Genomic DNA, 18,710 nt, shown 5'->3' with positions numbered 1-18,710 from the left:
AACCTACCGCCGGGCACTCCCCAGCCCGACTCCGCCGAGGATGAGCGCCATGCAGAGCAGCTGCGCCGGTCCGGTGTGCTCGCCCAGCAGCAGGAAGCCGAGCCCGGCCACGCACACCGGCTGGAGGTAGTAGACGACTCCGGCGCGGGCCGCCCCGATCATCGAGACGGCCTTGTTCCAGGCGAAGAAGGCGACGGCCGAGGAGAACACCCCGACGTAGAGCAGCGGTCCGACCGTCCCGGTGGTGACCTCGAAGCCGCCCTGGACGGAGACGGAGACGGCGTAGGCGGGTGCCAGCATCAGCGCGCCGAGCACGAAGGTGGTGATCAGGAAGGCCGGTCCGCCGAGTTCGGCGGGCCGCCGCCGCAGCAGGGCGCTGTACGTGGCGAAGGAGAGGGCGGCGGCGAACATCCACAGGTCTCCGGCGCCGAAGTCGAAGCCGACCGAGCCGTCCCCGACGAGCAGCAGCACCCCGGAGGCGGCGAGCAGGAGGCCGAAGGTCCGCCGCTTGCCGAGCCGTTCGCCGCCGAGACGGGCGTAGAGAGCCATGATGACGGGCGAAGCGGCCATGATCATGCCCATGTTGGAGGCGGAGGTGGTCAGTCCGGCCTGGTGCACGAGCGTGTTGTAGAGGGTGACTCCGAACAGCGAGGCGAGGGCGATGAAGCCGAGGTGCCGCCGGATCAGGGCCCGCTGCCGCCAGGCCTGGCGGGCGGCGAAGGGGGCGACGGCGAGCAGGGCGATGATCCAGCGCCAGAAGACCGCCTGGACGGGTGGGACGGTCTCGGCCATGCCCCGGGTGGCGACGAAGCTGCCGGACCAGACGACCGTCGCGAGCAGGGCGAGGAGCACGCCGAGCCCGGCGGCACCTTTCTTCCCCGTGCTGCCGGGCTTGGCTTGCGAGACGGTACGGACGCGGTCCATGACGGCCACTGTGGGTCTGCTCCTCGGGGTGGGCTGGTGGTGCGTGGGGACTACCGTCGCACCGCCTCATCCGTCAGGTCCATCGAAATGTTCTGATCGTTCTTTTCAGCAGAACTGAACGATTTGGGCTTACGGGCGGCCGCCAGCTGGCCGGCGACGGTGGCCCCGAAGGCGATCGCCATCCCGACGAGCTGGACGGGCGACAGCGCCTGCCCGAGGGCGGCCCAGCCGATGACGGCGGCGGTGAGCGGGGAGAGCGGGCCGAGCAGGGTGACCGAGGTGGCGCTGAGGGCTCCGATGCCGCGGAACCAGAGCCAGTACGCGATCCCGGTGTTGATCAGCATCATGTAGCCGTAGCCGAGGAAGGCCTTGCCGTCGAGCGCGGGCGGGGCACCCTCGACGAGGGCGGCGACGGGAATGATGAACAGTCCGCCCGCGGTGAGCTGCCAGCCGGTCATCGCCAGCGGGCCCACGCCCTCGGGGCGGCCCCAGCGCTTGGTCATCACGGTGCCGGCGCCCATGGAGGCGGAGGAGATCACACCGGCGACGACGCCGACCGCGTCGAGCCGGGCCTCGGCGGTCAGGACGACCATGCTCACGCCGAACGCCCCGACGACGGCGGCGAGCACGGTACGCAGGCTCGCCCGCTCCCCGAGGACCAGCGCGGCCAGCCCTACGACGAACAGCGGGCCGGCGGCGCCCAGTACGGCCGCGACCCCGCCGGGGAGCCGGTAGGCGGAGAGGAACAGCAGCGGGAAGAAGGCGCCGATGTTGAGGATGCCGAGGACGGCGGACTTCCACCACCACTGCCCCTTGGGCAGGGTGCGGGCCAGCGCGGTCAGCAGCAGTCCGGCGGGCAGGGCCCGCATGACCCCGGTGAACAGCGGCCGGTCGGGCGGCAGCAGCTCGGTGGCCACGGCGTAGGTGGAGCCCCAGGAGATGGGGGCGAGTGCGGTCAGGGCGACGGTGGCCGAACGCTTCATGGCGGGTGACTCCTGGATCGGGCGGGGGGAACGGGTGGGAGGACCGGCGGGGCTCACCCGGCGGCGGTCACGGGGACCGGCGCTGCGGCGGAGGCCTTGCCGATCAGGCCGGGCTCGCGGGGGTCGGCACCGTGCCTCGCCGCGTCGTCCTCGGCCGGCGACGCACCACCGGGGGCTCGGCGTGCACGGCCTCGGCCGGCAGGTGCCGCTCCAGCCGGAGCAGCGCCAGCGCGGCGCCGAGGGCGGCGACGGCCAGGACGGCCCAGGGCAGGCGGCCGTCGACGGCGAGCAGGGCGGTGAAGAGGGAGGGGGCGAGCGCACCGGCCAGCGAGTAGGACAGCTGGTAGGTGGCCAGGTAGCGGCCACGGACGGCCTCGGGGGCGGCGGAGACCGACAGGGCGCCGCCGGAGGGGCTGTGGACGAGCTCGCCGAGGGTGTAGACGACGACGATGGCCAGCAGGGCGATCAGGGTGGCGGTCCGGCCGGGCCGCAGGGTGCCGAGCACGATCTGCCCGACGAAGGCGGCGGCGAAGAGCAGGGCGCCGAGCGCGGCCGAGCGGGTGCGGCGGGCACCGGAGCGGCGGACCCGGCCCGCGACCAGTACGCCGATCCCGGCGCACAGCACGGTGTTGACGGTGAAGGCGGCTCCGGTCAGGGAGTCGGGGGCCGTCAGCCAGGTCGAGAGGTAGAGGGGGAAGAGGACGGAGAGGGCGGAGTAGCCCAGCGCGGTGAGGAAGTTGGCGGCGGTGAGCCCGAGGAAGGGGCGGTCGCGCAGGACCGTCCGGTACCCGGCGTCCGGCGGCCCGGCGGTGGCGGCGGCCTCCCCGGCGCGGACCGCCCGGACCGCCCGGACCCGGCTGACGAGCAGTCCGGCGAGGGCGAAGGCCAGCGAGTTGCCCCAGGCGGTGTACGTGAACCCGCCGGTGCCCCACAGGGCGAGCACCCCGGATACGAGCAGGGCTCCCGCGCCCATCCCGGCGTTCTGCAGGGCCCGGATGGACGCCTGGAGCCGGTCGCGGGCGGCGCCCCGCGCCACCTCGCCGATCAGGGACTGCTGGACGACGGAGAACGAGCGGTCGGCGAACGCGGTGACGAGGGCGACGGCCGCGAAGGCGGCCAGGGAGCTCGCGAAGGGGTAGAGGGCGAAGCCGAGCGCCCGTATCCCGTAGAGCACCAGGTTGACCCGCTTGGCGCCGTACCGGTCGACGGCCGCGCCGGCCAGCGGCATGAATGCCAGCCCGGCCAGCCCGGTGACGGTCATGACCAGGCCGACGACGGTGAGGGAGAGGCCGGTGACGTGGTGGAAGAAGACCAGCGAGAAGGGGATGTACATACCGATCCCGACCGAGCTGATACCGATTCCGAGGAGCAGCGACCGCTCCCCCGCGACCTTCGCTTCCCCTGACGCGGCTGTCTTCCTCATGAACACGGCCATGACCTCTCCCCCGGACTCGATTGCTGGTAAGTAGCTTACCGCTAAGCTACTTACCGTCAAGCAACTTTCTTGCGAACGATCTCGGGGAGGCCGGATACTGCGCACATGAGTGACGACAAGGACGCAGTGGACGCGATCACGGCCCAGTGGTTCGCCGTGCGCCCCGACCTGGAAACGGCTCCCATGGCCGTCTTCGGACGCATCTACCGGATCGCCAAGGGCATGGGCGACGCGATGGAGCAGTGCTACGCGCGCTTCGGCATCTCACGCGGCGAGTTCGACGTCGTGGCCACGCTGCGCCGGTCGGGCGACCCGTACACGCTCTCGCCCCGGCAGCTCTCGGCCACCCTCATGCTCACCACGGGCGGCATGACCGGGCGTCTGGACAAGCTGGAGAAGGCCGGGCTGCTCTGCCGCAAGCCCGATCCGCACGACCGGCGGGGGCTCCAGGTGACGATCACCGACCGCGGCCTCGCGCTCATCGACGAGGCCGTCAGCGCCGGTCTGGAAGTACAGCGCGCCGCGCTCACCGGGCTGACCGACGACGAGATCGCCGTGCTCACCGGCCTGCTCCGTCGGCTCCTGGCCGCCGTCTGAGGGCCCTGAGGGCTCTGAGGGCTGCCAGGGCACCGAGGGCACGACAAGGCGCCGGGGGTCGTCGCACGGCCGAATCGAATCGGCGGTGCGGACCCCCGGCGCCCGGGAAAGTCCGCTGGTCCCGGCCCCGTGGGGCCGGACCGGCTCAGGCCTGCTTCGGCTTCCGGTCCGACGACTTGTCGAGGACCATCACGAGACCGACGATCGCCAGGAAAATAGCGATGGGCAGGGCCACGTACAGGCCGACCGTCTCGCCGACGCTCAGGCCCGGACCCGGGTCGTCACCGTCGTCGCGGGTGAGCGCGAGGGCGGGAGACGTCATCAGCAGCATCATCAGCGCGGTTCCGGCCGTGACGGCGCCGGCGCGCAGAGCGTTCTTCTTGTCCACGGTGCAAACGTAGCGAACACCTAAACGGGGCGCGCGCCCGGGGGTGCCGTACGAGGCCGTGCGCCCTCCCCCACCGCGCTCAGCAGGGCGTTCGCCCGGGGTGAGGACACCAGCTCCTCCAGGGTCAGCGGCCGCCCCGCGGCATCGGCGACCGGCAGCCGCCAATTGGGGTACTGGTCCCAGGTGCCCGGCAGGTTCTGCGGCCGCCGGTCCCCCACCGCGTCCGGCAGCCATACGCCGACCAGCCGCGCGGGGGTGCGCAGCAGGAAGGCGTACAGGGCCCGTACGGCGGCCTCCTCGCCCTTGGTGTCCAGCCCCAGCCCGTCCAGCAGCTCCAGCCACTCGGCGGTGTCGGCGGCGTCCTGGGCTCGTTCCAGCTCGGCCGGACGGGTCAGCAGGCCGAGCCGGTCGCGCAGTTCCACATGGCCCCCGGCGAGTTTGGCGGCCGTGGGCGGCAGGTCGTGGGTGGTGACGGTGGCCAGGCAGTCGGCCCGCCAGGCCTGCGGGGCCAGCGGGTCCCCGGCGCCGTCCCAGTCCCGCTCGAACCAGAGCACCGAGGTGCCGAGCACCCCGCGCCGGGCCAGTTCCTGACGGACCCGCGGCTCCACCGTCCCGAGGTCCTCGCCGATGACCAGCGCGCCCGCGCGGTGGGCCTCCAGGACCAGGATCGCCAGCATGGCCTCGCCGTCGTAGCTGACGTACGCGCCCTCCGCGGGCGGGGTCCCCTCCGGGATCCACCAGAGCCGGAACAGACCCATCACGTGGTCGATCCGCAGGGCGCCCGCGTAGCGGAACACCCCGCGCAGCAGGGACCGGAAGGGGGCGTAGCGGGTGGCGGCCAGCACGTCCGGGCGCCACGGCGGCAGCCCCCAGTCCTGGCCGCGCGCGTTGAAGGCGTCCGGCGGTGCCCCGACCGAGATGTGCCGGGCGTAGCAGGGTGACCCGAAGACGTCGGAACCCTGCGGGTGCACCCCGACGGCGAGGTCGTGGACGATGCCGACCGTCATGCCGGCCTCGCGGGCGGCCCGCTGCGCGGCGGCGAGCTGGCCGTCCGTCAGCCAGACCAGCCAGCGGTGGAAGTCGGCCCGCTCCTTCGGGTCCTCCGCTCCCGCGTGCCCGGCGCACCAGGTGGCGTGCACGTCCAGCGGGACTCCCTGTTCGGCGCAGAACGCCCGGTAGGCGGCTTCACGCTCGGGGGTGCGGGGGACGGCGTACAGCAGTTCCAGGGCGGACCGCTTGAGTTCCCAGACCGCGTCCCGGTCGATGAGCGCGCCCTTCTCCAGGACCTGGCGGCGCAGCTCCCCGCCGCGGGCGGCGAGGTCGGCGAGGGCCTGGCGGTCGGGGCAGTCGGCGTATTCGGGGACGTCCTCGATCCGCAGGTGGACCGGGTCCGGGAAGCGCCGCGAGGACGGCCGGTACGGGGAGGGGTCGGTCGGGACCCCGGGCACGGCCGCGTGCAGCGGATTGACCTGGATGAACCCGGCGCCATGGGTACGGCCCGCCCAGCGGGCGAGTTCCGCCAGGTCGCCGAGGTCGCCCATGCCCCAGGAGCGCTCGGAGAGCAGGGAGTAGAGCTGGACGAGCAGCCCGTGGGCCCGCTCGGGCGCGGCCGGGGCCCGCTCCGGGGCCACGACCAGGGTGGCCTCGGCGCTGCGTCCGTCGGGTGCCTCGGCGATGAGCCGGTGGATGCCCAGCGGCAGTGCGGGGCCCCACGCGAGCACCTCCCCCGTCTCCTCCGCCACCACCCGCACCCGGGTGCCCGGGGGCAGCCCGGCGGGCTCCGGAGCCACCCGTTCCCCCTGCCAGAGCACCACCGTGGGCGGCAGCAGCCGCCCGGCCGCCTCCTGCGCGGCGGACTCGGCGAACACCCGGATGCTCGCCGCGTCGTCGGTGACCACCCCCAGCAGTGCGAGGACCGCCTTGACGGTGGCCTCCGGTACCGGGACGGTGACGTCCGCGGCGGGCCGGTAGTCGGTGGCGACTCCGTACTGGGCAGCGAGCCGGGCCAGGTCGTCCATCTGCGGGCGCTCCTTCGTGCGTGCGGGCATCAGGGCATGAGGATGAGTCAGATGATGGGGGCACAAGGGTGGTTCACAAGGGTGGGACGCCGCCGGGGAACACCGCGTCCATACCCACTCGGAGGCACCGCATTCCTGCCACATCCGGGGCAGATCACCCACCCACATTGACACTCCAGCCGCACGGATGGTGGGCTCAGGCTCATTCGTACGAGTGGGGGACGTTTCGGGACGAGGAGGCTCCGTGCAGCTCAGGGGTAGGAGGCGGAACACCGCCGCCGCTGTGGCGGTGATCGGCACGCTGCTGGGCGGTGCCGTGTCCTCCGCGCCACCCGGGACCTTCGCGGCGCCCACCACACCGGACAGACCGGCGCCCGGAGCGGGCCCCGGAGCCGCCCCCGCGTCCAACGCGGCCGGGCCGATGCTCGACCCGGGAGCCGACATCCCCCGGGCGGCCTCCGAGGGGCCCGCCGTGTGGCCCCGGCCGCAGTCGATGGCCGCCGATCCGGCGCGCGAGCTGCCGCTGGGCACCGAGGCCGTACTCGTCGCGGCGGCCGACGCCGATCCGTACGCCGTCCGTGTGGTGCGGGACGCCCTGCGCGCGGCGGGTGTGAAGACCGTCCACGAGCCGGCCCCCGGCGCCCCGCTGCCCGCACGGGGCACCGTCGTACGGCTCCAGGACGCGGACGCGGAGCAGGCACTGCGGGCGCTGGGCGCGGCCGCGCCGTCGGACCTGCCTGCCGGGGGTTACCGGCTGGCCGCTGGCCGCCACGCCGGCCGGGACACGATCGCGCTGGCCGGCATAGGCGCGGAAGGACTCTTCCACGCGGCGCAGACACTGCGCCAACTCCTGGCCGCGGGCGGCGGGAAGATGCCCGGAGTGCTGGTGCGGGACTGGCCGGCCGCACCGGTGCGCGGGATCACCGAGGGCTTCTACGGGCAGCCGTGGACCCAGGAACAGCGCCTAGCGCAGCTGGACTTCATGGGGCGCACCAAGCAGAACCGGATGCTCGTCGCACCCGGCGACGACCCGTACCGCACGACGGGCTGGCGCCAGGACTACCCGCTGGAGCAGCAGGCGGAATTCCGCGCGCTGGCCGAACGGGCCCGCGCCAACCAGGTCGTCCTGGCCTGGGCGGTGACCCCCGGGCAGTCGATGTGCCTGTCCTCGGAGGCGGACCGGGCGGCGCTCGCGCGCAAGCTGGACGCGATGTGGGACCTCGGCTTCCGCGCCTTCCAGGTGCAGTTCCAGGACGTCAGCTACACCGAGTGGGGCTGCAAGGCCGACCGGGAGCGGTACGGGAAGGGCCCGGCGGCGGCCGCGAAGGCGCACGCTGAGGTCGCGGGCGGACTGGCCGCACACCTGGCCGCCCGGTACCCGGGAGCGCCCGCGCTGTCGCTGCTGCCGACGGAGTACTACCAGGAAGGCGCCACCACCTACCGGACGGCCCTGGCGGGCGCACTCGACCCGCGGGTGGAGGTGGCCTGGACGGGCGTGGGCGTGGTGCCGCGCACGATCACGGGCAAGGAGCTGGCCGGCGCGCGCGCCGCCCTCGGGCATCCGCTGATCACCATGGACAACTACCCGGTGAACGACTGGGATCCGGGCCGGATCTTCCTCGGCCCGTACGCGGGCCGCGAGCCGGCGGTCGCGGGCGGTTCGGCGGCGCTGCTGGCCAACGCGATGCCGCAGGGCACCCTGTCGCGGATCCCGCTGTTCACGGCGGCGGACTTCGCGTGGAACCCGCGCGGCTACCGGGCCGGCGAGTCGTGGGCCGCGGCGGTACGGGAGCTGACGGGCACCGACCCGCGCACGCGTCAGGCGGTGGCGGCGCTCGCCGGGAACACCGCGTCGTCCGGCCTCAAGCAGGAGGAGTCGGCGTATCTGAAGCCGCTCGTCGAGCAGTTCTGGAAGGCCCGCGCCGCGGGCGATCCGGCGGCCGGGACCGAGCTGCGCAAGGCGTTCACGGTCCTGCGCGAGGCCAAGGACCGGCTGCCGGCCCTGTCGGGCGAGGCGGGTCCCTGGCTGGATCGCCTGGCGCGCTACGGGGCGGCGGGCGAGCTGGCGGTGGACGTCCTGCAGGCCCAGGCCCGCGGGGACGGAACGGCCGCTTGGCAGGCCTCCCGGGCCCTGACCGAGGTCCGGGCGGCGCTGGCGCAGCCGGGATCGGCCCGGGTGGACAAGGCCGTCCTGGACCCCTTCCTGACGAAGGCGGTGGCCGAGGCCGACGCCTGGACCGGCGCCACCCGCGAGACCGGCACGGTGACGAAGGAGGCCGAGGCCTGGACCGTACGGCTGGACGCCCCGCGCCCGGTGTCGGCGGTGACCGTGATGACCGACCCGCTCCCCGCCGGGGCGCGGGGAGCCGTGGTGGAGGCGCACGTACCCGGCGAGGGCTGGCGCAAGGTCGCCGACGCCGCGGCCTCGGGCTGGACCCAGGTGGAGACGGCGGGGCTGAGCGCGGACGCGGTGCGCCTGTCCTGGGCCGGGGCCGGGTCCGCGCCCGCGGTGCACCAGGTGGTGCCGTGGTTCGGGGACGGCCCGCGGGCCCGCTTCGAGCTGACGGACGGGGCCTCGGCCGACGCCGAGATCGGCGGCGCCGCGCAGCGGGTCTCGGCGCAGCTGTCCGCGCTGGGTCCCGGCGAGGTCCGCGGACCGCTGTCGGCGCGGCCGCCGGCGGGCATCGAGGTCCGCCTTCCGCAGACGGCGGTGGCCCCGCGGGGCGGCCAGGTGTCGATCCCGCTGGAGGTCAGCGTCGCCGCGGGCACCCGGCCGGGCACCTACCAGGTGCCGGTGACCTTCGACGGGGAGTCACGCACCCTGACGGTGCGTGCGGTGGCCCGTACCGGCGGTCCCGATCTGCTGCGGAACGCGCGGGCGACCTCCTCGGCGAACGAGACCCCCGACTTCCCGGCCTCGGCGGCCGTGGACGGCTCCGCGGCCACGCGCTGGTCGTCACCGGCGGTGGACGGCGCGTGGTGGCGGGCGGAGCTGCCCGCCCCGGCGCGGGTGGGCCGGCTGGAACTGCACTGGCAGGACGCGTACCCGTCGGCGTACCGGGTGGAGACCTCCGCGGACGGGGTGACCTGGCGCCCGGCGGCAGCCGTGACGGCCTCCCGGGGCGGCCACGAGTCGCTCCGGATGGACGCCCCGGACACCCGTTTCCTGCGGATCACGTGCGAGACCCGCGCGACGCGGTACGGCTGCTCCCTCTGGTCGGCGGAGGCCTACGCGGTCACCCCGTAACCCGGCGCTCCCGGCCCCGCCCGTCCAGCCCCGCCGGCGTTTGAGGCGCCCTTCCAGCCCCGCCGGCGTTTGAGGCGCTCCTCCAGCCCCGCCGGCGTTTGAGGCGCTCCTCCAGCCCCGCCGGCGTTTGAGGCGCGGGGTCCGGGGCGGAGCCCCGGGAGGCCGGGCCGCAGGTCACCGGCGGGCGCGACCCCACACGGAACCGGCGGCCCCACGGCAAGCAACCCGGCGGGAGCTAACTGGCCGCGACCCCGATCCGGTCCAGCGCATCCTCGGCCCCGTACGGCTGGAGGTACGGCATCCACCGCGGATCCCGGTGCCCCGTGCCGATGATCCGCCACGCCAGCCCGGACGGCGGCGCCGGCTGGTGGCGCAGCCGCCAGCCGAGCTCCAGCAGGTGCCGGTCGGCCTTGACGTGGTTGCACCGGCGGCACGCGGCGACGACGTTGTCCCAGGCGTGCTGGCCGCCCCGGCTGCGCGGAATGACGTGGTCGACGCTGGTGGCGACGGCGCCGCAGTACATGCAGCGACCGCCGTCCCGCGCGAACAGGGCGCGCCGGGTGAGTGGAACGGGCCCCCGGTAGGGGACCCGCACGAAGCGCTTGAGCCGTACCACGCTGGGCGCGGGGACGACCCTTGTCGCGCTGTGCAGAAAGGCGCCGGATTCCTCCAGGGAGACTGCTTTGTTCTCCAGGACGAGGACGAGCGCGCGGCGGAGCGGTACGACGCCGAGGGGCTCGTACGACGCGTTGAGGACCAGGACGTGCGGCACGGACTGCCTCCTTGTACGTCGGCGGCGCGTGGCTCGCGCCGGGACGATCTGCTCTCCAGTCTCTCCTTACGGCTGGTCGAAACGCCACCACTCGCCCGTAACGGGTCCGAGGTGTTTTCAACCACAGTCAGTCATCCCCAGGTGAGTCTGGTCTCTCCCTCGAACACGGCACCAAGGTGAAGGGATTGCCCCGTTAGTGTGGTTGGTCTGTCCCGCATATCCCCGGATCCGTCCGGGGGTCCCCCCGGTTCCGCGGGCAGACCGCTACACCTGGAGGTTCCCGTCGTGCCCTGGCCCGCCGCCCTGCTGCCGCTGGCAGCCGACGTTCCGGACGCGCCCGCATCGGTCAAGGAGGCGCAGGAGAGCGTCACCGAGGCCGCCAGCTTCATCGAGCAGAACTGGGCCACCTGGCTGAGCATCGGCCTGCGGATCCTGCTGATCGTCGTGATAGCGGCGGTGATCCGCTCGGCGGTCCGCAAGGCGCTGACCAAGCTCATAACCCGGATGAACACCAGCGCCGAGGCCGTGGAGGGCACCGCTCTGGGCGGGCTGCTGGTCAATGCGGAGCGGCGGCGCCAGCGTTCGGAGGCGATCGGCTCGGTGCTCCGGTCGGTGGCCTCGTTCCTGATCCTCGGTACGGCCGCGCTGATGGTCCTGGCCGCGCTGAAGATCGACCTGGCCCCGCTGCTGGCGAGTGCCGGTGTGGCCGGTGTGGCGATCGGTTTCGGAGCCCGGAACCTGGTGACGGACTTCCTGTCCGGCGTCTTCATGATCATGGAGGACCAGTACGGCGTCGGCGACAAGATCGACGCGGGTGTGGCCTCGGGCGAGGTCATAGAGGTCGGACTGCGCGTGACCAAGCTCCGCGGGGACAACGGCGAGATCTGGTACGTGCGCAACGGCGAGATCAAGCGGATCGGCAACCTCAGCCAGGGCTGGGCGACCGCGGGCGTGGACGTCCAGGTCAAGCCCTCCGAGAACCTGTCCCGGATCCGTGCCGTGGTCAAGGAGGTCGCCGACTCCATGGCCAAGGAGTCCCCGTGGGACGAGCGCCTGTGGGGTCCGGTGGAGGTCCTGGGCCTGGACGAGGTGCTGCTCGCCTCGATGACCGTGAAGGTGTCCGCCAAGACCATGCCCGGCCAGCAGTTCGCGGTGGAGCGGGAGCTGCGCTGGCGGATCAAGGAGGCCTTCGACGCCGCCGGCATCCGGATCATCGGCGGTATGCCGGCTGCCGACGAGGACGAGGAGGCCCCGGCGGATCCGTCGGCCTCGGTCGCCGCGCCGTCCGCCCTCTCGAACCCGGCCTCCCCCCAGTCGCTGGCCACCGCCCCGATCCCGCCGCCGGCCGGCCCGCGGATCACGAAGTAGCCGCATAGCGGGTACCCGTACGTCGCACGAGCCCCGCTCACCCCACTGCCCCGCAGGTCATCCGTGAAATGACACGTGAAATGACACAGCCTGCGGGGCAGCGGCATTGACACACTTCAACAGGTGATAGGAAACTTACCTAACAGATCACCTCGGTGAGGGAGAGCCGCTCGATGCCCGCCGCCACGCCCGGAACGCCCAGCCTGTTGCGCGCCATGAACGACCGGGCCGCACTCGAACTCCTGCTGACGCACGGCCCGCTGTCCCGGACCCGCATCGGGCACCTGACCGGGCTGTCCAAGCCCACCGCCTCCCAGCTGCTCGCCCGCCTCGAAGCGGTCGGACTCGTCGTGGCCACCGGCACGGACGGGGGACGCCCGGGCCCCAGCGCCCAGCTCTACGCGATCAACCCGCGGGCCGCCTACGTCGGCGGTCTCGACGTCACCCCGGAGCGGGTACTGGCGGCCGTCGCCGACCTCACCGGCACGGTGGTCGCCACCCACGAGGTCCCCTACACCGAGGGCGCGGAGGCCGTCGACCAGGTGACCGAGGCCCTCGGCGGGGCCGTGAAGGCCGCCGGACTGCACCGCACCGACCTGCGCCGGGTGGTCATCGGCACACCGGGCGCCTTCGACCCCCAGACGGGCCGCCTGCGCTACGCCAGCCACCTCCCCGGCTGGCACTCCCCCACCCTCCTGGAGGAGCTGGCGGCGGCCCTGCCGATGCCCGTCGAGTACGAGAACGACGTCAACCTCGCCGCCGTCGCCGAACAGCGGCTCGGCGCCGCCCGCGGCCACGAGGACTTCGTCCTGCTGTGGAACGAGGAGGGCCTCGGCGCCGCACTGGTCCTGGGCGGCCGGCTGCACCGCGGCTGGACCGGCGGCGCCGGCGAGGTGGGCTTCCTGCCCGTGCCGGGCCGCCCCCTGGTCCGGCAGGTCACCCGGGCCAACTCCGGCGGGTACCAGGAGCTGGCCGGTGTGGAGGGACTGCCCCGGCTCGCCGCGGAACTGGGCATGGAGCCGGCGGACGCCCCCGGTGCGCCCGAGATCCCCGGAGCACCCCACGGACCGGAGGTCGCCGCGGCCGTCGCCCTGCTCACCCGGGCCGCCGCCGCCCCCGAGGGGGCGCACCTGCGGTTCCTCCAGTCGTACGCCACCGCGCTGGCCACCGGTCTCGCCTCGGTCGTCGCCGTGCTGGACCCGGAGATCGTGGTCCTGTCCGGGGCGGCGATCAGCGCGGGCGGCGAGCCGCTGCGCGCGCTGCTGGAGGCCGAACTCGCCGAACTGGCCCCCTCCCGGCCCCGGCTGGTCCCCGGCGAGGTGCGGGAACGGCCCGTCCTGCACGGCGCGCTGGAGAGCGCGCTGGCCGCCACCCGGGACGAAGTGTTCGACACCTCGGGCTGAACCGCCCGGCGCCCGCCGTCCCCGCCTTCCCCCCTGCACCCCGTACCCCGGCACCCCGCACCCCGCACCCCGCACCCCGGCGCACCCACACCCCCAGACCCCACCGCCATCCCCACCGGCACCCCCCACGGAAGTTCCTCCTGCAGAGAGCGAGCCCCGCCATGCCCAGAACCGGACGCCTGACCACCGCGACCGCCGTCCTCGCGGCGATATCCGCCCTCGCCACGGCCTGTACGGGCCAGGGCGCGGACACCGCCTCCGACGATCCCAAGGCGGACGTCACCCTCAACTTCTGGCACGGCTGGTCCGCGCCGAGCGAGGCCAAGGCGATCGAGGAGAACATCGCCCGGTTCGAGAAGGCGCACCCGAACATCAAGGTCCAGGTCACCGGCAACATGACCGACGACAAGATCAACCAGGCGCTGCGGGCGGGCGGGGACAAGGCCCCCGACGTGGTCTCCTCCTTCACCACCGACAGCGTGGGCAAGTTCTGCAACTCCCGCGCCTTCGCCGACCTGAACCCCTTCCTCGCGAAGTCCGGGGTGGACAAGACGAAGGTCTTCCCCAAGACCCTGCTGGAGTACACGCAGTTCGACGGCAACCAGTGCACGCTGCCGCTGCTGCACGACGCGTACGGACTCGTCTACAACAAGACCGCCTTCGCGGCCGCCGGCATCACCGAACCCCCGAAGACCTGGAGCCAGTTCACCGAGGTCGCGCAGAAGCTCACCAAGCTCAAGGGCGACTCGTACGAGCAGGTCGGCCTGATGCCCACCTTCCACGGCTACGAGACCACCCCCATGCGGCTCGCCGCCCAGTGGAGCCCCACCTACTTCGCCGCCGACGGCAGCTCCGGACTGGCCGCGGACCCGGCCTTCGCGAAGATGCTGACCGCGCAGAAGGACCTGGTGGCGAAGCTCGGCGGCTACGAGAAGCTGGAGCGGTTCCGCAACACCTTCGGGGACGAGTGGAGCTCCGAACACCCCTTCCACACCGGCCAGGTGGCCATGCAGATCGACGGCGAGTGGCGGGCCTCGATGGCGAAGGAGGCCGGCGTCGCCTTCGAGATCGGCACCGCCCCGCTGCCCGTCCCCGACGAGCAGGCCGCCGACTACGGCAAGGGCTACCTCTCCGGCACGATCATGGGCATCGCCGCGGGCGGCAAGAAGCAGAACGCCGCCTGGGAGCTGGTCAAGTACATGACGACCGACACCGAGGCGGTGGTGGCGTTCGCCAACGCCATCCACAACATCCCGTCCACGCTCGCCGCCCTGGACTCCCCGAACCTCCAGGTGACCCCGGAGTTCAAGACCTTCCTCGACATCGCCCGGCACCCGAAGTCCAGCACCACCCCGGCCAAGGCCGACGGCGGCACCTACCAGCTGACGTTCACGGACTTCGCGTACGCCGTCGAGAAGGGCGACTTCGGCGACATCCCGGCCGGTCTCGCCAAGACCGACCGGCAGATCGACACGGACATCGCGAAGGCGAAGTAGACCGATGACCGGCGTCCACCCCCTGCGGTCGAAGCGGCGGCGCTCCGCCCTTCGGACCGCGGCCTTCCTGTCCCCGTGGCTGATCGGCTTCGCCGTCTTCTTCGTCTACCCGCTGCTGTCCACCCTGTACTTCTCCTTCACGCGGTACGACGGCTTCCGGCAGCCCGCCTTCAACGGCCTGGACAACTGGAGCTACGTCTTCACGGACTATCCGCTCTTCTGGCCGGCCATGCGCAACACGCTGTGGCTGGTCCTGGTGATGGTCACCTGCCGGGTCGCCTTCGGCCTCGGCATCGGCCTGCTCATCACGAAGATCAAGACGGGGACCGGGATCTTCCGGACCCTGTTCTACCTGCCCTACCTGGCCCCGCCGGTCGCCGCGACCCTGGCCTTCGTCTTCCTGCTCAACCCCGGCACCGGACCCGTCAACACCCTGCTGGACGCGGTGGGACTGCCCACCCCCGGCTGGTTCACCGACGCCGACTGGTCCAAGCCGGCCCTGACCGCCCTCGCCCTGTGGGGGGTCGGCGACCTGATGGTCATCTTCATGGCCGCGCTGCTCGACGTACCCAAGGAGCAGTACGAGGCCGCGGAGCTGGACGGGGCCGGCGCCTGGGCGCGGTTCCGCCACATCACCCTGCCCAACATCTCGCCGATCATCATGTTCGCCGTCGTCACCGGGGTCATCCAGGCCATGCAGTACTACGCCCAGCCGCTGGTGGCGGGGAAGGTCGCGGCCGGCGTGATCGGCGGCTCGGGCCAGCAGTTCGAGCCGGGCTATCCCGACAAGTCCACCCTGACGCTGCCCCAGCTCGTCTACAACCTCGGGTTCCAGCGCTTCGACTACGGCACCGCGTGTGTCGTCGCGCTCGTCCTGTTCGCCCTCTCCATGGCCTTCACCGCGCTCCTGATGCGGCGCCGTGGCGGTCTGATCGGAGCAGGTCGATGAGCAGCGCGCACACCGGCAGGAGATCCTCCAAGGCGGTACTGCACTGGGTCGGGGTGCACTCGCTCGGCGTGGCCGCCGCCCTCTTCTTCGTCCTTCCCTTCGTCTTCCTCCTCCTCACCTCCCTGATGGGCGACCGGCAGGCACTGACCCGCGACCTGTGGCCCGACACCTGGGAATGGGGCAACTACGCGAAGGTGTGGCACACCCCGGGCTTCCTGACCTGGTGGCGCAACACGCTCCTGTACGCCGGACTCGGCACCCTGTTGACCGTGGTCTCCTCCGTACCCGTCGCGTACGCGCTCGCCAAGTTCCGCTTCCGCGGACAACGGCTCGCGCTGCTCCTCGTGATCGCCATGATGATGCTGCCGCCGCAGGTGGTGGTCATCCCCATGTACCTCTTCTGGGCCAAGCAGCTCGACCTGTCGGGCACCCTGTGGCCGCTGATCATCCCGATGGCGTTCGGCGACGCCTTCTCCATCTTCCTGCTCCGCCAGTTCCTGCTGACCATCCCCGACGAGTACCTGGACGCGGCCCGCGTCGACGGCTGCGGCGAGGTGCGCACCCTGCTGCGCGTGGTCCTGCCGATGGCCCGGCCCGGGATCGCCGCCGTCGCGCTCTTCCAGTTCTTCTGTGCCTGGAACGACTACTTCGGCCCGCAGATCTACGCCTCCGACAACCCGGCCGCCTGGACCCTCAGTTACGGACTGGAGTCCTTCAAGGGGGCGCACCACACCAACTGGAACCTGACCATGGCCGCGACCGTACTGGTCATGGCACCGGTGATCGTCCTCTTCTTCTTCGCCCAGAAGGCGTTCGTCGAGGGAGTCACCCTGACCGGCGTGAAAGGCTGACGACGATGAAACTCGCAGTGGTGGGCGGCGGTTCCACCTACACCCCCGAGCTGATCGACGGGTTCGCACGGCTGCGCGACACCCTGCCCGTCGGCGAGCTCGTGCTGATCGACCCGGCCACCGAACGGCTGGAGCTGATCGGCGGCCTGGCCCGGCGGATCTTCGCCCGGCAGGGCCACCCGGGCCGCGTCACCACCACCACCGACCTCGATGCGGGCATCGACGGGGCCGACGCGGTCCTGCTCCAGCTGCGCGTGGGCGGACAGGCCGCCCGGCTGCAGGACGAGACCTGGCCCCTGGAGTGCGGCTGCGTCGGCCAGGAGACCACGGGCGCGGGCGGGCTCGCCAAGGCGCTGCGCACGGTCCCGGTGGTCCTCGACATCGCCGAGCGGGTCCGGCGGACCAGCCCGGACGCGTGGATCATCGACTTCACCAACCCGGTCGGGATCGTCACCCGGGCCCTCCTGCAGGCCGGGCACAAGGCCGTGGGGCTGTGCAACGTCGCCATCGGCCTCCAGCGGAAGTTCGCGGCCCTGCTGGACCTGGCGCCGGCCGACATCCACCTGGACCACGTGGGCCTCAACCACCTCACCTGGGAGCTCGGCGTGCGCCGGGGCGGCCCGGACGGCGAGGACCTGCTGGGGGCCCTGCTCGCCACGCACGGCGAGGCCGTCGCCGGGGACCTGCGGCTGCCGCGGGCGGTGCTGGACCGGCTCGGCGTCGTGCCCTCGTACTACCTGCGCTACTTCTACGCCCACGACGAGGTCGTCCGGGAGCTCGGGACCAAACCCTCGCGGGCCGCCGAGGTCGCGGCGATGGAACGCGAACTGCTCGCCCTGTACGGGGATCCCGCGCTCGACGAGAAGCCGGCGCTGCTGGCGAAACGGGGCGGCGCCTTCTACTCCGAGGCCGCCGTGGACCTGGCCTCCTCCCTGCTGGGCGACGGCGGGCCGGCCGTGCAGGTGGTCAACACGTACAACAACGGCACGCTGCCCTTCCTGCCGGACGACGCGGTGATCGAGGTGCAGGCCCGCGTCGACGGGTCCGGCCCCGTCCCGCTCGCGGTGCCCCGGCTGGACCCGCTGTTCTCCGGGCTGATCGCGCACGTGAGCGCCTACGAGGACCTCGCGCTGGACGCGGCCCTGCGCGGCGGGCGCGAGCGGGTCTTCAAGGCACTGCTGGCGCACCCCCTCATCGGGCAGTTCGACCTGGCCGAAGGGCTGACCGACCGGCTCCTCGCGCACAACAAGGAGCACCTGCCATGGGCGTGACCCTCCCCTCGGTGCTGGCGATCGACGCGGGCAACAGCAAGACGGACGTGGCGCTCCTCGCCCCGGACGGCTCGGTGCTGTGCTCCGGCCAGGCCGGGGGCTTCCAGCCGCCGCGCACGGGGGTGGCCGCGGCCGTCGACGTGCTGGCCGAGGCGATGGCCGACGCCGGGCTGCGCCCCGACCCGGCGGCCGGGCCGTTGGCCGAGCGGGTGTCGGCGTGCCTGGCCAACGCCGATTTCGCGGTGGAGGAGCGGGAGCTGGCGCGGGAGATCGAGCGCCGCGGCTGGGGCCGTGCGACGGCGGTGCACAACGACACCTTCGCGCTGCTGCGCTCCGGGCTGCCGACGGGCGCCGGCCCGTGCGGGGTCGCGGTGGTGTGCGGGGCGGGCATCAACTGTGTCGGGATGACCCCGGACGGTCGGACCGCGCGCTTCCCCGCGGTCGGGCGGATCTCCGGCGACTGGGGCGGCGGGGGCGGACTGGCCGAGGAGGCCCTGTGGTTCGCGGCCCGGGCCGAGGACGGGCGGGGCGGGCCGACGGAGCTGGCCCGGGCGCTGCCCGCGTACCTCGGCCACGCGTCGATGGCGTCGCTGATCGAGGCGATGCACCTGGGCCGGGTGCCGCACGCGCGGCGGCACGAGCTGACACCGGTGCTGTTCGCGGTGGCGGCCGCCGGGGACCCGGTGGCGCTGTCGCTGGTGCACCGGCAGGCGGACGAGGTGGTGGCCATGGCGTCGGTGGCGCTGGGTCGCCTGGGTCTGCTGGAGCGGGAGGTACCGGTGGTGCTGGGCGGCAGTGTGCTGGCGGCCGGGCACCCGCAGCTCAACGACCGGATCGCGGCGGGACTCGCCGAACGGGCCCCGCGCGCCCGGATCTCCGTGATCACGGCGCCGCCGGTGCTCGGCGCCGGCCTGCTGGGCCTCGACGCCCTCGGTTCCCCGCCCGAGGCATACGAAAAACTCCGTGCCCATTTCGGGTGAACCCGCCCCGGAAGTCCTCCGGTCTGGA

Annotated in this window: 15 protein-coding genes; 9 read left to right on the top strand and 6 right to left on the bottom strand. The window is 73.0% G+C overall.

Annotated elements, in window-relative coordinates:
* Positions 1-3 precede the first annotated feature (3 nt).
* The 3 genes from ACFY0D_RS19280 to ACFY0D_RS19270 form a co-directional block, all read right to left on the bottom strand.
* Positions 4-924, bottom strand: a complete 921-nt coding sequence (locus ACFY0D_RS19280) for a DMT family transporter (RefSeq protein WP_390799398.1) — start codon at positions 922-924, stop codon at positions 4-6.
* Positions 925-974: 50 nt separating this feature from the next.
* Positions 975-1,907, bottom strand: coding sequence for an EamA family transporter (locus tag ACFY0D_RS19275; protein WP_390799397.1), 933 nt, complete (start codon positions 1,905-1,907; stop codon positions 975-977).
* Positions 1,908-2,010: 103 nt separating this feature from the next.
* Positions 2,011-3,330: an MFS transporter gene (locus ACFY0D_RS19270; RefSeq protein WP_390799396.1), complete on the bottom strand. Its 1,320-nt coding sequence runs from the start codon at positions 3,328-3,330 to the stop codon at positions 2,011-2,013.
* A 117-nt stretch (positions 3,331-3,447) separates the two neighbouring features.
* Between ACFY0D_RS19270 and ACFY0D_RS19265 the strand changes: the two genes are divergently transcribed.
* Entirely contained in the window at positions 3,448-3,939 is a 492-nt protein-coding gene (locus ACFY0D_RS19265) for a MarR family winged helix-turn-helix transcriptional regulator (RefSeq protein WP_382544416.1), read from the top strand.
* A 145-nt stretch (positions 3,940-4,084) separates the two neighbouring features.
* On the opposite strand, the gene ACFY0D_RS19260 is transcribed toward ACFY0D_RS19265, so the two are convergent.
* Both ACFY0D_RS19260 and ACFY0D_RS19255 read right to left on the bottom strand, forming a co-directional pair.
* On the bottom strand, positions 4,085-4,327 hold the full coding sequence (locus tag ACFY0D_RS19260; RefSeq protein WP_390799395.1) for a hypothetical protein: 243 nt from the start codon (positions 4,325-4,327) through the stop codon (positions 4,085-4,087).
* A 20-nt stretch (positions 4,328-4,347) separates the two neighbouring features.
* Complete coding sequence (locus ACFY0D_RS19255; protein ID WP_390799394.1) at positions 4,348-6,375, bottom strand: 4-alpha-glucanotransferase; 2,028 nt, start codon at positions 6,373-6,375, stop codon at positions 4,348-4,350.
* A gap of 214 nt (positions 6,376-6,589) precedes the next feature.
* Between ACFY0D_RS19255 and ACFY0D_RS19250 the strand changes: the two genes are divergently transcribed.
* Positions 6,590-9,592 carry a beta-N-acetylglucosaminidase domain-containing protein gene (locus tag ACFY0D_RS19250; protein ID WP_390799393.1) on the top strand — a complete coding sequence of 1,001 codons (3,003 nt, stop codon included), beginning with the start codon at positions 6,590-6,592 and terminating at the stop codon, positions 9,590-9,592.
* Between the two features lie 235 nt (positions 9,593-9,827).
* Here the strand turns inward: ACFY0D_RS19250 and ACFY0D_RS19245 are convergent, their stop codons facing one another.
* Entirely contained in the window at positions 9,828-10,364 is a 537-nt protein-coding gene (locus ACFY0D_RS19245) for an HNH endonuclease (protein WP_373041730.1), read from the bottom strand.
* 285 nt (positions 10,365-10,649) lie between these two features.
* Here ACFY0D_RS19245 and ACFY0D_RS19240 point away from each other — a divergent pair, with 285 nt between their 5' ends.
* The 7 genes from ACFY0D_RS19240 (at position 10,650) to ACFY0D_RS19210 (ending at position 18,682) form a co-directional block, all read left to right on the top strand.
* Entirely contained in the window at positions 10,650-11,732 is a 1,083-nt protein-coding gene (locus tag ACFY0D_RS19240; protein WP_390799392.1) for a mechanosensitive ion channel family protein, read from the top strand.
* Between the two features lie 173 nt (positions 11,733-11,905).
* Positions 11,906-13,135, top strand: a complete 1,230-nt coding sequence (locus tag ACFY0D_RS19235; RefSeq protein WP_390799391.1) for an ROK family protein — start codon at positions 11,906-11,908, stop codon at positions 13,133-13,135.
* Positions 13,136-13,296: 161 nt separating this feature from the next.
* Positions 13,297-14,631 carry an ABC transporter substrate-binding protein gene (locus ACFY0D_RS19230; RefSeq protein WP_390799390.1) on the top strand — a complete coding sequence of 445 codons (1,335 nt, stop codon included), beginning with the start codon at positions 13,297-13,299 and terminating at the stop codon, positions 14,629-14,631.
* Between the two features lie 4 nt (positions 14,632-14,635).
* Positions 14,636-15,580: a carbohydrate ABC transporter permease gene (locus ACFY0D_RS19225; protein WP_390799389.1), complete on the top strand. Its 945-nt coding sequence runs from the start codon at positions 14,636-14,638 to the stop codon at positions 15,578-15,580.
* Positions 15,577-16,431, top strand: coding sequence for a carbohydrate ABC transporter permease (locus ACFY0D_RS19220; protein ID WP_390799388.1), 855 nt, complete (start codon positions 15,577-15,579; stop codon positions 16,429-16,431). Before ACFY0D_RS19225 ends, ACFY0D_RS19220 begins: the two co-directional genes overlap by 4 nt.
* Positions 16,432-16,436: 5 nt before the next feature.
* Positions 16,437-17,702, top strand: coding sequence for a 6-phospho-beta-glucosidase (locus ACFY0D_RS19215; protein ID WP_390799387.1), 1,266 nt, complete (start codon positions 16,437-16,439; stop codon positions 17,700-17,702).
* On the top strand, positions 17,693-18,682 hold the full coding sequence (locus ACFY0D_RS19210; protein WP_390799386.1) for an N-acetylglucosamine kinase: 990 nt from the start codon (positions 17,693-17,695) through the stop codon (positions 18,680-18,682). The genes ACFY0D_RS19215 and ACFY0D_RS19210 overlap by 10 nt, the downstream gene beginning before the upstream one ends.
* Positions 18,683-18,710: the final 28 nt, after the last annotated feature.

Origin of the sequence: Streptomyces sp. NPDC001502 (genome assembly GCF_042894785.1) — a bacterium.
GTDB lineage: Bacteria > Actinomycetota > Actinomycetes > Streptomycetales > Streptomycetaceae > Streptomyces > Streptomyces kutzneri.
Note: the sequence above shows the minus strand (reverse complement) of the source record. Positions and strands in the feature narration are given on the sequence as shown.